The 15,732-nt window shown below is 52.1% G+C and carries 11 protein-coding genes and 1 tRNA gene; 1 reads left to right on the top strand and 11 read right to left on the bottom strand.

From position 1 onward, the window contains the following. Nucleotides 1-716: 716 nt before the first annotated feature. Nucleotides 717-792 (top strand) — tRNA-Thr (locus tag JCM12308_RS03485). A gap of 118 nt (nt 793-910) precedes the next feature. On the opposite strand, the gene JCM12308_RS03480 is transcribed toward JCM12308_RS03485, so the two are convergent. From JCM12308_RS03480 to JCM12308_RS03430, 11 genes are all read right to left on the bottom strand, one after another. Further along, nucleotides 911-1,186 (bottom strand): hypothetical protein, encoded by a 276-nt coding sequence (locus tag JCM12308_RS03480; RefSeq protein WP_054782875.1) that lies wholly within the window; start codon nt 1,184-1,186, stop codon nt 911-913. Between the two features lie 10 nt (nt 1,187-1,196). Further along, entirely contained in the window at nt 1,197-1,715 is a 519-nt protein-coding gene (locus JCM12308_RS03475) for a 3TM-type holin (RefSeq protein ID WP_054782874.1), read from the bottom strand. A 9-nt stretch (nt 1,716-1,724) separates the two neighbouring features. After that, nucleotides 1,725-2,543, bottom strand: a complete 819-nt coding sequence (locus JCM12308_RS03470; protein WP_054782873.1) for a glycoside hydrolase family 108 protein — start codon at nt 2,541-2,543, stop codon at nt 1,725-1,727. 82 nt (nt 2,544-2,625) lie between these two features. Further along, nucleotides 2,626-2,841, bottom strand: a complete 216-nt coding sequence (locus JCM12308_RS03465) for a hypothetical protein (RefSeq protein WP_054782872.1) — start codon at nt 2,839-2,841, stop codon at nt 2,626-2,628. 78 nt (nt 2,842-2,919) lie between these two features. Then, a complete protein-coding gene (locus JCM12308_RS03460) occupies nt 2,920-5,586 on the bottom strand; it encodes a hypothetical protein (protein WP_054782871.1) in 2,667 nt (888 codons plus the stop codon). Nucleotides 5,587-5,599: 13 nt separating this feature from the next. After that, on the bottom strand, nt 5,600-9,214 hold the full coding sequence (locus JCM12308_RS03455) for an LPD38 domain-containing protein (RefSeq protein ID WP_054782870.1): 3,615 nt from the start codon (nt 9,212-9,214) through the stop codon (nt 5,600-5,602). Further along, the gene (locus JCM12308_RS28195) at nt 9,142-10,509 is read right to left on the bottom strand and encodes a hypothetical protein (RefSeq protein ID WP_054782869.1); all 1,368 of its coding nucleotides are present in this window, start codon (nt 10,507-10,509) and stop codon (nt 9,142-9,144) included. Before JCM12308_RS28195 ends, JCM12308_RS03455 begins: the two co-directional genes overlap by 73 nt. Further along, entirely contained in the window at nt 10,499-13,090 is a 2,592-nt protein-coding gene (locus JCM12308_RS03445) for a lysozyme family protein (RefSeq protein WP_128647324.1), read from the bottom strand. Before JCM12308_RS03445 ends, JCM12308_RS28195 begins: the two co-directional genes overlap by 11 nt. Before the next feature lie 3 nt (nt 13,091-13,093). After that, the gene (locus tag JCM12308_RS03440) at nt 13,094-13,654 is read right to left on the bottom strand and encodes a hypothetical protein (RefSeq protein ID WP_054782867.1); all 561 of its coding nucleotides are present in this window, start codon (nt 13,652-13,654) and stop codon (nt 13,094-13,096) included. 12 nt (nt 13,655-13,666) lie between these two features. Next, nucleotides 13,667-15,127: a phage tail protein gene (locus JCM12308_RS03435; RefSeq protein WP_054782866.1), complete on the bottom strand. Its 1,461-nt coding sequence runs from the start codon at nt 15,125-15,127 to the stop codon at nt 13,667-13,669. Next, nucleotides 15,124-15,699 carry a phage tail protein gene (locus tag JCM12308_RS03430; RefSeq protein WP_054782865.1) on the bottom strand — a complete coding sequence of 192 codons (576 nt, stop codon included), beginning with the start codon at nt 15,697-15,699 and terminating at the stop codon, nt 15,124-15,126. Before JCM12308_RS03430 ends, JCM12308_RS03435 begins: the two co-directional genes overlap by 4 nt. Nucleotides 15,700-15,732: the final 33 nt, after the last annotated feature.

The raw sequence follows: 15,732 nt of genomic DNA, 5'->3' as shown, positions 1-15,732 counted from the left end.
CACCACAGCAGCACATTCTCACACTCGCAAGACTGGAGCCGCCCCGCTGCAACTCCCCCACAACTACAAGACATGCGCCAACCACCACAGCGCCGCACTTAAATCCGAAAGACTTGATCCGACCATCACAGCAACGCCCCAACTCCAATCAAACGATACTCCCTACCAAACGACGACCTCACCCAAACGCTGTTCCCAGCTAAACGGCAGTCTCATCTGAACGACAATCTCATCTAAACGACAATCTTGTCTAAGCGGCAATCTTGTCTAAGCGGCAATCTCACTTAATCGATCCGGCAGTGCGATGTCGCATATGCATGCTTCCTGCTCTTCAGAGGCAATAGTCGGCACCGATCACTGACACCGCTCCACTTGCACCACAGGGGGATAAGTGCACAGCTCCCCTCAAGCAAACTACTCCCTCCAGCCTCAGCCGAACACACACCAAAATTCAGAGATCTCTCACACACGAACGCAGAAAAATCGCAATCAACGCAAACAAACGCACAAAACAACGCAAACGCGTATCCCACTAATTTTTCTATCAATATCAATAGGCTGCACCCGCCACATGTGGAAAAGAACCCTCAAAACCACCAGATCAAGCCCAAATTGACCCGAAAAATTCCCTCCCCTGTGAATTCTTCCAAATTTTTGCATTTTTGGGATTTACAAACCCCGCCAGCGCCCGTAAATACCCCTCCAACGAAGGCGACGCCGGTATAGCTCAGATGGTAGAGCACCTGACTTGTAATCAGGGGGTCGCGGGTTCGATCCCTGCTGCCGGCACCACCTTCGGTTCAATTCTTTCAAGCGCTTAGCTCACTTCCCTTACAGAACGCATTAAGAACGTACGATGCTTTGCGATAGTCGCAAATCGCACGTGCGATTTTTTCTGTTCTCCTCCCGTTCACTCAGGCTTTGTTCGTTCGATTCGCTCGATTGCATTCCTGAGGTATTTTATGTCTGAGCGGATCTCGGCAACAAAACGCACAGTTTCAATTTTGTCATTGTCGGCCTTCAGGCTTTTTGCCTCCAGCGCCACGATCCTCCGCCCATGATCTTCCTGGCTTGAACGCAGCTCTTGCCAGCCTATGGCCAAACTCACAATCAATCCAATGATCGTGACTATATTTCCAACGGAGATCTCTGAGCGGATCCACTTATTGCGAACTTCTTGAGCCATAGCCGCGCCCTTAAGTTACCTGCCGGATCTTCTCATCCGTGCGCTTCCACACGTAGACCCCAAGCACAGATGCACCCGTCAGTAGGTAGGTTACCAGGAAGCCAGATAGAACGCCAAGCACAGCCAAAGGATCTGCAGCTGTTACCAGAACGTAGATCAAAGCAAGCCCGAGTAAGAAATACACGACAGAGAAGAGAATGCCGAATATTGGCCGCCAGATCCGCGTGAGCAAACCTCTGGCCTTTGCTTCAGCTCGCATAGTGGTGTTGATGCTGCTCAGCATTTCAACCAGGTACGATTTATCTTCCTCTTCAACTGCCCGGATCACTGGGGCAACACCCTCCGGATCTCGTTCAAACTCAGTGACGATCGCTTCAGGCGTTGGATCAACGCCGATGCCTTCAGCGATTTTGCTCACAACATTGGTTGCAATCTTGCCGGCAGGATCTCCGGCAACCTGAGAAACGAGCTCACCCAGAAGTGGAGCACCAACGCTTATCAGGATTGGAACAAGTGCATGTAGAGCCATAGTGCCCCCTTATAGAGTTTCTGCGATGGAATGGAGTTTGCGGCGATACGCCTCCAAGCGCTCCCCGGAAACATGTCGTTTGTAGAGATAGAACAGAGCCCCACAGACCAGGACACCAGCAACGAGCCAGAGGAGCTCGGGCTGCAGAGCAAAGGACGGATCTAACTGATCGGCACTTACACCAGAGGCGGCACCTGCAGATCCAGTTGCTTTCGCAGCTTTGTCCTGGCGCTTCTTCTCCTGGTTCGCCGCATCAGCAGTGGCGCTTAGTTTCTTGCTCTGATCTTCTGGCTGGTATCCCAAATTCTCCAAAGCCATCTGAGTTGCATCCACCTCGACCTCTGCGACACGCCGCGTCCAACCGCGACCAAACGTGGAGAAGGTCCGGAGCCGCTGCAGGAAGCCCAGGCGATAAGCACACATACGGCGAATAACGGCTGTACGCTCCACTGAGCGCCGCGCTTTATCAACGGTCTCATTACCAGCAACACCATCAACACCCGCGCCGATCGCCTTCTGCAGCCACTTCACACCCCGCTTAGGGCCAGAGTTCACTGCACCGTCAAAGGTTGCGTAGTCGATACCCCATGGCAGGTCATCAGCGCGGCATTTATTCCAATACTGCTCGCGGTAGATCTCAGCCACTTCAGCATCAGTAATGTGCCGCACAGACCGGCGCGGAAGACCCGCAAGTTTTAACCACCAGTCATAGGTTGCTTGAGTGATGCCTTTGTTGGTTGCACCACCTGGATCATCTGGGTGGTTTACAAAGCCGCCCTCGTGCCGGCGCAGCTTGGGATAGCAGTTCTTAAAATTCGCTTGGGCCATAAAGAAACCTCCAGCCATTTCACATGACTGGAGGTTAAAGCCGTTCAGGCCCTGTCAACTGAGCTGAGCAAATCCCCGCGATTTATTGAGGCGAGGAGTTCATGATAGCCCAAGCGAAAAAAGGCCAACCAATGAGGAACATCAAGAAACGCCCGATCGCTTTTAGCCAGGCAAAGACAATGATGTGAAAGGGCGCATTCAGGGGCTTTTCAACACGAGCAGTCCAGCAGCCGGCAATCAGTCCAACAATCAGATAAAGGCCGGCAGCTATCCAGAGTAGCCAATACAACCAATCCATAAGAAAACCTCCAGTCATTTCCACAACTAGAGGCTAACCCTGTTTAAGCTTGGTCAACTACGTACTCACTGGTTTAATCTAAGACAGTTGATTTCCATTCGTGTCATAACAAGCAAAAAATTCCGATATGGCTTCAGGCTCTATCACTTGAATCTTTGCAGCATCTCCATATTGAACCCCCAAACTTACAACAACAGAAGAGGAACCATTGATGTCTAGATGCTTATCCGTGATCCCATCAGCATCACCTATTTTTCCACCAATAATCGTGACGTTACTATTGTCTATAACGACATCATAGTTAGTCGGCCCCTCAATAAATCCAGTTCCTGCTATCCTCGGGTTCTTAATGGTAACAATGCTATCACTCAAATTGATCCCATATCTGCTAGCATCCAGGATCAAAGCATTTTCAAATCCAACATGTCCATTCACCACGCGAACGCCGGTGGTTGCCCCCTCAACAAAAGGCGATACCTCAACATTAACAGCCCGCAAATCGTGCATTACTTCGACACCACTCACTATCGTTTTCCTGCTAGCTATGATTGGAATTGTGGTAACCCCACTTTCTACAAACTCACTCGCCGTAAAAGCAAAGCTACCTATTAGAAAACGATCTCCACGAAGAATATCATAAGGAAAACCCTGAACTACAGAAATAGATGTGTCACCAAAGGATATATCTGCGCTCAATGTGGACGTTGGCATCTCACCATAAATATAAAACCCATACGATCCATCACCACTCTCTGAAATTTTACCACTAAACTTACAATTTGCAGACCTTAATGCCCTAACTTCCCCAATATGGTCCATGTTTAGGAAACGCGTGGTTGCAAGCGATCTGAGTAAAAAAACCGAATATCGCTTAAATCCGCGAATAACGCTGTTCTCTACAACTATTGAACCAGTTGCATTAAGTGTTTCAAAACAATCATTTATGTTATCTGACCCATGAACAATGAGATTTCCAATTTTTAAGCCTATGGGCAGGTTTTTTTGTAATGGGTTGCCCAAGCCATCAACTCTAAACTTAGAAGCCCCATGTCCAAGACATTCGATAAAATAGCTTTGGCCTGCTGAAGTTCCCTCAAAAACGGCATGGCCAATTTCGACACCACGTCCAACTAGGCCGCTCTGCTCAACATCAAAGTCGTTTGTCTCATCACCAGCAAGCCAATAGAAACCTTTTTCTAACTGTTCACCATAAATCTTATCAATTGTGATGTTATAAACACTTGAGAGAACAACCCCAAAATTACAACTGCTGAGTGCTTCGATTTTGCGGATATGAATGTCATGCGGATGATAGCTTTCAGTAACAGCCTGCCCCACTTCTGTGATGTTCCCTGACCAATGGGCCTGAAAGGCTAATGAAACATTCCCTGAAACAGTTACATCCCCAGCCGAAACGCTCGACACCCGTCCAAATATCGTAAGTCCTTGTCCCTGCTCCGATCCATCAACACTGACCAAGTTAAGATTTCCAAACCTAAGGTTTTGCATGGGCTCTTGAGCTCCATCCAGGTAATTTCCTAGTCTAACAATATTTCCAAAGTTCCCCGCATTCTTCCCTACAATTGGTTCTTTGAGATTTCGGCTAATCGTTAAATCTCCAATGATTACATTCGAGCTTTCAACAACTAGCCCACTCTCCTCATTACCAATTTCGATAACAAACCCATTCTCTTGCGCACTATCTGTTTTGATTTCTATATTAGAGGGGATACTTAACTGCCCAACATACTTATACTTACCGTCCAACCGACAAACACCACTAGTCAATGAGGTAAAGGCAAGCCATTGATCAATCGCTGCTGTGCTGTCGGTCCCTTCTCCCGTTTTAAAGTTTGCGTCAGAAACCGCTCCAAACTGCTTGGGTGTTGCGAGCGCGTCAGACAACTCCCACCACCGCCCATCTTTCGACAAGAACTTTCCTGCATGTGGCGGCTCATGAGTGGCGCATTTGTATAAGGATTTACCACCATCACCTGCTTCCCTAAATCCTGTGAGTTTCACAGACTGAATAGCCATGTGTAATTCAGCCGCTGCAGCACCTGCCAACGAGTTGTAACGGCCAACCACAACGGTCTCAGCAGCTCCTTCCGCCGCATCTTGAGCATTTCTTGCTGCTTGCATCGCGTCGACAGCAAACGAGGCTGATGATTGGGCAGCCTCAGCATTTGCTTGTGCATTAGAAATTTCGACAAATCTTGGCCCGCTAATTGGGTTTCCATCGCCATCAAATGCGCTCACCCGCCCTGCTCGTTCTTCTGCAGATGGAAGAGGCCCAATCTCCTCATCGAACGGAACTTGCATCGATCGCCGTGTAGTGTCCTGATTATCGCGCTGAAGCTCCTGCAAGGTCATCCAGGCGCGATCTAGCTCAGTATCTAAGTTCCGGGAGTTAAGCCTGCCTGATTGAACAACACTTAATTTTCGCGCTAGAACCGTGGTTCCCTTCACACGCAAGACCGTAGCAGCTGCCAGGCCAACATTGAGGATCACTTGTTGCTCATTCAGGGAGTAATCAGCTCCAAGGCTCAGCTTTCGGAAGTCATCCCCCTCCAAAACCAGCACGGAAACATCAGCATCCTCCTGATACGGAAAGGCAACCGGGAAATGCTTTTGGCCAGCTGCAGCGGAGTAATCATATATTCGCGGATTGTATGGGAGCCGATCAGTCATAAAAAAACCCGTCAGGATAGAATTTTGCTGCTCTATCCTGACGGGTTCAAACAAAGGTCAACCGTGCTTATCCCTTGCCTTTGGCTACGCCCTTGACCTTAGGTTTCTCTTTGCGCGGGATCTTGAAACCTCCGAGCTCATAGCCTGCAGCTTCTGCGCTAGCTTCCAGATCGACAGTTACCGCGCCAGATCCATCCATCAACACACGCTCTCGCAGCTCTGGCCATCTCTCAAGAACAACGCCAAGCGGCAACACTTTGCGCGTTGCAAATCGATCCGCCAAAGCTTGAGCCAGGACTGGCGACAGCTCCTGCAGCTCATGATGATACGTGCGAGTATCAATCGCTTTTTGATGAGCCCAGCCAGGCGCACCAAGAGCAATCAAAGCATTGCGGGTTTCCGCCATAGCAAGATCTGAAAGAATATCATCTGCAGATCCACGATCGCTGGCCGAGATCTCGCGCATGTTCTTTTGAGCAAAAGCATTCGTGATGTACGGCCCTGTAAGCTCTCGACGCAGAGCACCGATCGCCCGCACAGCTGAACGGGCACGCTCTAAAGGATGCAGCCTGCGAGTGCTTGCAGGCATCATGGCAAGCGTGACATAAGCCCGCCGCTCACTATCCAGGGAGTTCAGGTACTCATCTGCAGCAACGTCGTCTCCCCCGTCTGCAAGGGCGCGATAACTCAGAGCAGCTCGCTCAAACTGCCCTGTACTTGGAGAAACCAGTTTCCAGAAACTGGAGATCGACCTGGAGCCCTTGCTGGCGTCTTTAACAAACCGGCGCAAAAACGGCGCATCATCCGGGCTCTGTCCCAAGGCCGCCTCATCCGTGTAATCGTAAAGCGCTGCCAGGTTGCGCCCCCATCCACCAGCAAAGTTGGAAAAGACTTTCTCTGTTACCAGCGGCGAAATGTTGAGAGCGTCTCCAAGCTGCTTGGAAAAGGCCCGGGTTCTGGCAGTGTACTGCAAAGCAGGCTCCAGCGCCTGCAGATGATCAGGCACAATCTGTTGCCCCGTGAAGAAATCCTGATTGCTCTTCAGCTCAAAGTAAGTCTTCACGATCGGGTTGCCTTCCATCACAGAAGGCGGCATCAGAACAGTTGAGAGGTTAGCCAGGTATCGCTCTGCAGAAAGCGGATCTCCCTTAGCAAAAGCATCGTAGGCCGCCTCTCCGATATTGACAAACACCGCGAGCTCGTAAGGCTTGGGGACCGCCAACCACTTATCGCCGGTCTTCACCATCCAGTGAGTTGCTCTGGTAGTGTCGCTAATCTCCTCATATTCGGAGTGTTGGCTCATTAAGGCATGCAGCCCCATACCAGCCAGGACAACACCGGAAAGTTTCATCCAGGCCTTTTGGGCAGTTCCCAGGGCAGCTTCATCGGCAGATGTTAAAACATCGCCCTGCAGTTTTTTGACGTAGGGCAACACCATGTGCCGGCTGAACTTATCAAGCCCCTGCAAGGACGCATTGAAAAACGGGATCAAGCGATTGAGCGCCACCATCTGAGAGCCACGCCGATCAAAGTTGATATGGTCCCGCGAACGCCAAACAGCCTCATAGGCCGCCTCGATCTCTGAAAGCCCCCGCGCTTGCGCCTGGTCTTTAAAGGTTCGCATCAAGCCCACACGCACGCCCGTTTCTGACAGCTCAGTAAACTCCAAGACGCTCTGCAATCTGAGGACGCGCCGCCCCTTCCAGCCCTTTTTTCTGAGCGCTTCAAGATCGCGCTTCAGCGCCCCTTCGCGCACAGAAGCAGCGTTAGCCCCTCCCATGATACCGCCCAGGCTGTTGTACTCTTTTGCAGCCTGGCGGTTGAAGATCTCATCATTGATACCCTTGCCGATATTCTTCAAAGCCTTAAACGGTTCGTCGTAATAAACAAACGAGGTCATGAGATCGCGGGCACCGTTGGCCAGAATAAACTCAGGCGTTGTCGTGATGCCGGCACGCAGCACAGAAGCAGAAGCCCCCATCATCCGGATAAGCATGTGATGCTCTACAGGAGCAAGCATGCCAAAGCTGGCCATCAGCTGATTACCAAACTCTCCATCAGCAAGGCGCAGCGCTTGGATCTGCCCACCACTACGGAAAAACAGAATCGGCTCGCCCTTGGTGTTCGTCACCGTAGGACGGAAAAGCGTGGCCTTTGTGTCTCCAAGCAATCCCTCAAAATTATCCATCATCAATGTCAATTCTTCAGGCATCAATCCAACGCTACGCCCCGCACTCTTCAAAGCTTCCAGCGGATCGATGATCATTGCTTTCAGGTCATGCGCCGGCACAATCTCAGCGATCCGGCCTGCACCATTCCCAACGCGCCGCGCCAGTTTCGCCAGCGCTTTAATCGGCTCATTACGTGCTATAGCTGCATTGGTTTCATAGGCATCTGCCATCAACGTTTCCAGCGGATTGATCACGTCTCGCGTAGAGCCCTTAAAATGCTGGCTCCCCATGGAGTTCCCTGCTGCAGACTTTCCGCCTCGTGCATTCGCTTTAGCTGCAGGATCTCCGTCATAATCAAAGGCGCGAAGACCAGGAACATAATCACGGATCTTCAAGCCGGCCTGATAAGTTTCCTGAGCAATCAATCCAGCATCGAGCTTCTTTTTCCATAGAGCCTGGTTAAATTCATAAACCTTCGCTGCAGCTGAAGGCCATTGCGGATTAGCCGCCTCGGCTTCCTGAATGTTCTGCAGGTGATCACCATGGCTCAGCTTGTCCGGAGGATTGGGGATCTCGCCTTTTTTGTAGCGCTCCCATTCAAAGACAGCGCGGCGGCTCCACAGGTAAGCGCCAAACTTTTTCATCACAGCTTCATCAAAGGATGAAAAAGCATTACGGCCAGGCCCATGAGCTTCAACGATCGCATCTCGCAAGCTTACGCTTTCAGGCCTCAGGCTCTCATAACCATGCACGCCGTACATGAGATCCATGTGGCCAGACTGCTGAGAACCTCGCGCCATGTCGGCAAGCTTGCCAGCATCATCCTTCACTTTCAGATCCAGAACCTGGCCAGTACGCGCCTTGTGAATTTTCGCAAGCTCTCGTACAGCTCTATGGATAGGGTGAAAATCGTCTAGGAGCGCCGTGTAAGCGTTGTGCAGCTTGTCGGCTATCGTTGCACCCAAACCATGCCGTTTGGCGTCACTGGCGAACTTCTGGCCCGTCCCGAGCGCTTTATTGGAGACTATCGTGCTTTCTACAGCCAGTTGTGATGGCAGCTGCAGATATTCGCCGTATGCGTCAATAACTTCATCCAGGCCTTTCAGGAGTTCTGGATCATCTTTCTGGAGCAATCCCCGAAAGGCCCTAAAGAACTTGGGAGCCTTGCTTTCCGCATAGAGCGGGTTCGTCATAGCCAGGCGAAAAAACTCTGCAAAGCCCTCGGTGAGTTTGTTGTCTGGGGCAACACCTGGATAAGCAAGCGCCTCAACCTCAACAAAATGGCGTTTCATCAAAGCGACGACAGGCTTTCCCAAACGCTCCTCGATGTGGTGGCCAACCTCATGCGAGAACGTGTCGAAGTCGTCTTGTGATCTAATGCGAACAACACCGGATCGCACACCATACGTCCCCATAATGCGGGAGTTCTTGGAGCCTTTCAGAGAAAACCGCTTCTGCCGTGCTGCCGCAATCCCGGCAAGATCCGCCAGGCGATTAGAAACGTCACGCAAACGCGTAAACGGTGCAGCTTCTTTTCCGGGTTGAGGTTGAGCGATGCCATTTGCCGGCCTTGCACGTTGCCCCGTTGCACCTTGCAATCTGGCTTCACATCATCGCCAGCGCTCCCCTCAATATCCGGCTGTTCTTTCTGAGAGCCTGAAGAGATTTCATCTTGCTGCTCAGAGAGATTTCCCTTCCTGCCTTGCTCCGCCCGTTTTTCCTGAAGTAAGCCCGCATCTCGCGAAAGCCTATCACCTAACGCTTCAACCTCTTCGGTAACATTAGAAACCAAGTCAGACTTTGCAGCATCTTCGAGCGGCTCAGCTCCGTCAGTTCGGCTCACCATTCCTTTGACTTCATCACCGGAAGCTAGCGGCAAGTTGCTCGCGATCTCCTCAGAGCCTGGCTCTCGATCAAAAACCTCAAACGCTTGAGAGATCCGCTGCTCTGCAGACTGCTCCACAAGCGCCTCAGAGGCTTCCATATTGACGCCTCGCGAAACTGGTTTTGCAGGAGCTTCATTCTTTTCAAATGCTGAAAATCCACCCTCAATACGCTCATTCGCGACTTCAGCACCTTCAGCTGCAGGCTGGTTGTCAATAACATCTTGCCTGTAAATCGTGAGCTCCAAAGGCTCCTGCCCGCTTGGGTTATCACCAACGGGCTCTCGGATCGCATTATCAAGCGGCGCTTGAGGTTTGAGCTCTGCAGTCTCAACACCTTCCTCTAATGTCCGTGCAAGATCGGCCCCGCGGTCTGCGTGCGTCAAAGGACCAGCAGCACCACCAACCGCGGCTCCAAGTGCCGTGGACGCTGCCAGCTGAACAGGATCAAACTGCTCTCGAAAGCCAGCCCCCATCTCAATCCCTTGGATCGCACTATCTACCACCAGGTTAGAAGCACCAGCATCAACAGCACCCGCAAAGACTTTTGCGCGAACCCCTGTAAGTCCGAGCTGCTGGATAGCTTTGGCACCAATCCCCAATCCAATAAAGTTCTCGACTGCGACTGCCGTTCCAGCAAGCTGCCCGGTTAATGCGGTCGCCCCATGCAAGAACCCATCCCACTCCTCAAAATCTTCATATTCCTGATTGAACGCCATGCGATCTGCAGGCCGCGTCGTATCTTTCAGCGCCCCGTGCAAAGTGTTGTAACGCTGTGCGGCTTCATAGTTGATAGAAAAGCGCTCAGACAAAGACCGTCCTGGACCTTGCATCAAAGCAGAGCCATCAACTCCAGGAGCATCAGCCAGGGCCGCAAAGGGGTTTTCTGTAACGGTTTCAGGGGAAACGTTTTCATCGGCCACGGCGATACTCCCTGGCAAGTTCTGAGGTAGGAATGAAGCTTTCCAGCCCGTTGGCATCTTTTGTCGTGATGCCATCAGCTGGCTTTCTGCGGTTGTCCAGGATCTGCGCGGCTGAACCTTTTCCAAAGTACTCATCAAACTGAGGAGCCAAAGACGGATCAGACAAAAGGAGATCGACCTGCTTTTTGTTCATGGGCAGAGGGTTTTGTTCCATCGCTCTTTGAGCCGCTCCCTCTCCAAAGACCTCATCAAACATCGCTGCCTTTTGCGGATCACGCCGCATCATTTCAATTGTAGCCGGATTGGTGTCTCTAAAATCAAACAGCTCAGGCATGTTGACCGGCGTGAAGGCCTTATCCGCCTTAGTTGTTTCGAGAGCCTTGTTCATGGCTTCAACGTCACTGCGAAGGGGAGCGCCACCCTCTTTCACATGCCGCATAATACCCTGAGCGAACTTTCGAGCAGTCGTATCCAGGCCCTGGCTTTCCATCATTTGTTCCAGGACATCCTCAGCATGTTCGCCATACTGCTCATGGAGTGTTTCAGCGTAGCCTTTCAGATCAGGTTGATCTGAAGCGACAAAATCAACGAACCCGTAGAGCACGCTTTTGACCTCTGCCTTAGTCAGCGGCGCTCTAGCAGCCTCGGGCAATCCCATGGCCTCTTGAGCATTCATCCGCTCTGAGATCAGGTTCTGAACACTTCCAGGATCATCCTCGATCACACTGGCTTTAAGATCTTGCAGCTCCTCAAAAGCTTGCTCAGCAGCAAGTGCAGGATCAGTGGATCGCAGTTTCACAAGTGCCTTGGCCGCCTTGGCAACAGATCCGTAGAGCGCTTCCTGGCGAGCATAATCAGCAGCACCGGCAACAGGCTCAAGATCCTCAAGTCGTCCCATGATATCGGAGGTAGGAAGCTGAGCCATGCCCGTTGTGGCTTCAAAATACTTGCGGGCATCTTCGCGGCCATTCAGCCATTTTTCAGCAGCAACCTCGCCAACCACAGAAGAGACTTGCTCCAAAGACAGCTCCTCTCCCCCGTATTGGATACCAACGCCCTCAGCCTCCATGCTTGCCAGATCACTTTTGATCAGGCCTTTAAACTTCGCCTTCTCAACGGAGCTCTCACTATTAAGCTTTGCGGCCTCGGATCTGGCAGCACCGCCAATCTCTCTGGAAAGCGCCTGGACGGTTTTGTAATCCAGATCCGCAAGCGGCCCTTCTCCGGAGCCCCACGCATCAACCAGGCCATTTGCATATTCTTCACGGGATTTGGCATCCGGTAGATCTGCAGCGATACCACGCACACGAGAGATCGCGGTTGTCTCGACAATTCTTTCACGGTGGCGAGAGGCAACTTTTGCACTTAACGCGCCATTGGCCTCCGCGCTATCGATGATCCCTGCAAGCGCAACAACCCGCTCCTGCAGGTTCTTATCAGCTTCCTCATCGTCACCCGCGATGTAAGCTTGGCGCTCTAATGATCGGAAACCCTCTGCAATACCATCCTCTGCAGCCGTTGCTCGTTGTGTGAGCTCTCTCTTAGCTTGCTCCTTGTTGGCCTTTCGCTCATAAATCGCCCGCCTGGTCAAAAAGGTTTTTTGCGCGAGCTCCTGAACCTCTTCCGGAAGCGCGGCCAGCGTTTGCTTTTGGATCTCATCAATCTCAGTCGTGAGAGCTGCAGGATCATTCTCATGCTCATCATAGGCGGCATTTAGAGATTGATCGATCTCAGCTGATAGGCGCCAGGAAAACGCAGAAAGAGCAGCGCGATCATGGGCGTCACCTTTCCGCGTTCCATTCCGTTTAAGCTCTAATGCTGGCCCCTGCTCTGTTTTGGTCTGCAGGCCCATTTTCTTCCAGGCCCACTGGCGCACCTGTCCAGCAGTCTTGCCAGGCAAAACACTCGGATTTGCCTGCAGCATTGCATTAGCTTTTTTCTCACCAACTACGCTGGTAAGCACATCAAGGATCGGAGCATCTGGCGAAGCACCAAGAACCCCCTTTGCACCTGCAGGTCCAAGAAAGTATCCAAGATAAACATCGCCATCGGTGGGGCTAAACCCTGCAGCCTTTAAACCGTTCTGGATCTTGGAGAGATACCCGCCAGCCAGTTGCCGGCTCAAGTTTCCATCAGTGCGGAGCTCCAGCAGCTGCGCATCGGTTTTCCCTGCAGCAAGATCCGGCCTCTGGCTTTTGATCTCTTCAAGCCAGGTTCCCTCAATGAACTGGCCGGCACCGGTTGCAGTAGAAAGCTTGTTTTTGGCGTTTGGATTGCCGCCGCTTTCACGGCCAATCACGCGATCAATCAGAGAAGCATTGACAATCGCCTCCGGACTATCAGGAAGCGCAACACTTGTTCCAGCGCTCAGGCCAGCTTTGCGCCCTTCCTCAGTCCCCTCCCTGATCTGTGCTTTGGCTTTGATCTCTCCAAGCGCGCCGGCCAAACTGGCAGCACTGCTCGCCGCCCGTAGCCAGGCTTTTTCGTTGCCAGGAACAGCAGAGCCAGGCTTCATCGAAACCCGGCCTCGACCTTCCAGATCCTGCAAACGTCCTACGGATTGTCCTCGCCTATTCGTCATAGCTTAACTCGCCAGTTTCAAACCAAGATTTGCGCCTTGAGCAAACGCCGCCAGCCTGCCAGCTTTGCGCGTAGATTTTGCAAGGCTTCGATAACCAGCAGCACGAGATCTATGCAGCCCCATCCTCGCGCTGGTATCAGCCCGATCAATGGAGATCTCTTGTGCTGAATCGCTCTCCAGGTTTTGCCTGGTGTCTTCTGCAACACCGCCAGAAAGATCGATGCCAGCTGCAGCAAACTTCACATCATTCTCACCAAGTGCGGCGGCCAGTTCTTTTTTAAGAGCCGTGGTTCTCGCCATGCCTTGTGAGCGTTCATCGACCTCCGCAAAATCTGCATCAGCCGCTTTCATCTCATAAGCATCTGCCTGAGAGTTGCTTGCCGCTAATCCCGAGAGGATCGACGTTGCACCGGCAATCCCTTGCAAAATCATTGCAGCGGGAGATCCAAGGCCAGCAATGGCCGCACCGCCAGCCGCGCCAGCTGCAGCAGCTCCAGCGCCGGCACCTGCTGCAGCTCCACCACCTCCCAACAAGCTGCTAAATGCAGCAACTGCCATTTGCATTTGAGTATCTCCTTAAAGATCTGCTTCAATGGTGATAGAGCGCACGGTTAGCCGTCCTGGACGAACTTGCGTAATCGTCACCGTTGGTTCATCGAAATATCCGGTAAAGCCCTGCAGCGGGATCACACCCGTAAAACCTTGCTCAAGCTCAGGCAGGTCAACCCGAGCTCCAAAGTGCTGCAGAGGCACATCGTAGACTTTGCCGCACACAGACACGGCAAGCGAAGTTGTATCGACCACGGAGATCCGGACGGTATGAATACGAGCCGGACGCTTGAGAACAACATCCGGCCCAATGTCACGAGGTGGAGGCAATGTCTCAACGACCGGAGGTGTCCAGCGCCCCACCGTGATCTCAGTGGCCTCAATTGGAAGGGTGATCGCATTGTTTTCAACGGCAAACGGCCCAAGCACATCACCATCAGCAAGCGCCCAGACCTCCGCTCCCTCATGAACATCAAGGCCACCAACAACGCTGATCGGCTGAGCAGACTGCACCTGGATCGCACCATCCAGGATCAAATCAGGCTCAAACTTCTCAAGAGAACGACGCGCTTGTCCGCCAACCTCACGCTCGACAATAGCAACCAGCTCATTGCGCCCATTGCAGGATACAGCCTTGTATCGTGATCCCATGATCCGGGTGAAAGCTGTTACATCCTGCTCTCGGAGCAAATGACCAAACCGCAGATCTCCATCGTCCTCGACCACGGCCAGCAGGTTTGCATCAGAGGAGTACCGTTGCTTGCGCAGAGCAATATCCTTGATGCTCTCGAACATGTGAGCAGCGAGCAACGAAATAGGCAGGGCAACAAAGTTGCCCTCAACATCCGTATATCGAAACTCGGAGATAACCCCGCGATCCTTATGCACGAAGATCGCAGCGCCCTCATTCTCAACGATCGGCACGCCTGCAGCGCAGCCATGGCTTGACGACTTCACATGGATTGGCGGTTTCTTCTTGGAGATCTCACGATCAGAAAGCCAATACTCACCCTCACTCGTGAAAACGAGGACGTTACGCCCTTCAACTATTCGCTCAATGCGCTCACCACCAGGAACATCCATCGGCACAACAAACGCGCCGTTTGCTTCGTCCTGGTCCTCATCAAAATTGAAGTAATCGCCAGAGACAGAAGCCATCCAAACGTTGGGCAGTTTCGCCAGGCCACCAGGAATAAGCCGCTGCTGAATGAAAACACCGCAACCAGGCCAGCCGCGCTCTGCAGAAACAATGTCCTCACCAGGCGCAACACCAACGGTTGTTTTGTAAGCAACGATCGCAGCATCAGCTTTGTTGATCACCGTTCCGGAAACGGCCCACCCGTCCCCCTCGTTCCCCTCACCAGAGAACTTGATTGAGATCTTGTTGCTTCCTGGAGAGGAAACCTGAATGCCATCTCGAATCGTGCTCAGTTCCAGGATAGCTGACTGGATCTCGTTCACGGCTGCAGCTGTACTCGTATACGTCATGGAGCGCGTTTCCTGGCCAGAAACAACCAGCTGGAAAACAGTAGTCGCAGCCAAGCCAACAAACTCCAGCTCCCAAACTGCCGGTTTATTGTTGGTGTATTCAGCGCCATAATCCCAGGTTGCGTATTCTCGTAGGCCAGCTCCTCAATCCGCCAGTCATCATCAGCAAACTGGCGAATGCGCCGCGTTGGCACATTTCGGTGAAACAGCAAAAGCGTATCCAGCGATTGAACGTGGTTGAGCTCTGAGATCTGCTGCAGAGAATGAGGCAGCTGCAGATCCTTAAAGTGAGCTCCATCTTTCCAAATGCTCAAAAGCCCTGCAGCAATCACCAGATCAAAGGACTTTCCGTCCGAGTTCACAAAGGAAATCATACGTTCAGCATCATCACGAACAACGCTGAGATGCCGCATACGTCCAGCAACGGAAAATCCACCCTGAGGGTGGATATGAACGTTTTCCATCCGCTTCGCGCCGGAAGAGAAGTATTTCAGCTGAGTTCGATCGATGAGCATCACATCGAGTTCACCGCTCGTAAACGTGGCCTGCATCTTCCCAGGTGAGGAAACCATGGCTTAGCCCCCCTGAAAATGTTGCGTGAGCGG

It is taken from the genome of Pseudovibrio denitrificans JCM 12308, from assembly GCF_001310815.1.
GTDB lineage: Bacteria > Pseudomonadota > Alphaproteobacteria > Rhizobiales > Stappiaceae > Pseudovibrio > Pseudovibrio denitrificans.
The sequence above is the reverse complement of the archived record's forward strand: the minus strand, read 5'-3'. Positions and strand labels throughout refer to the sequence as shown.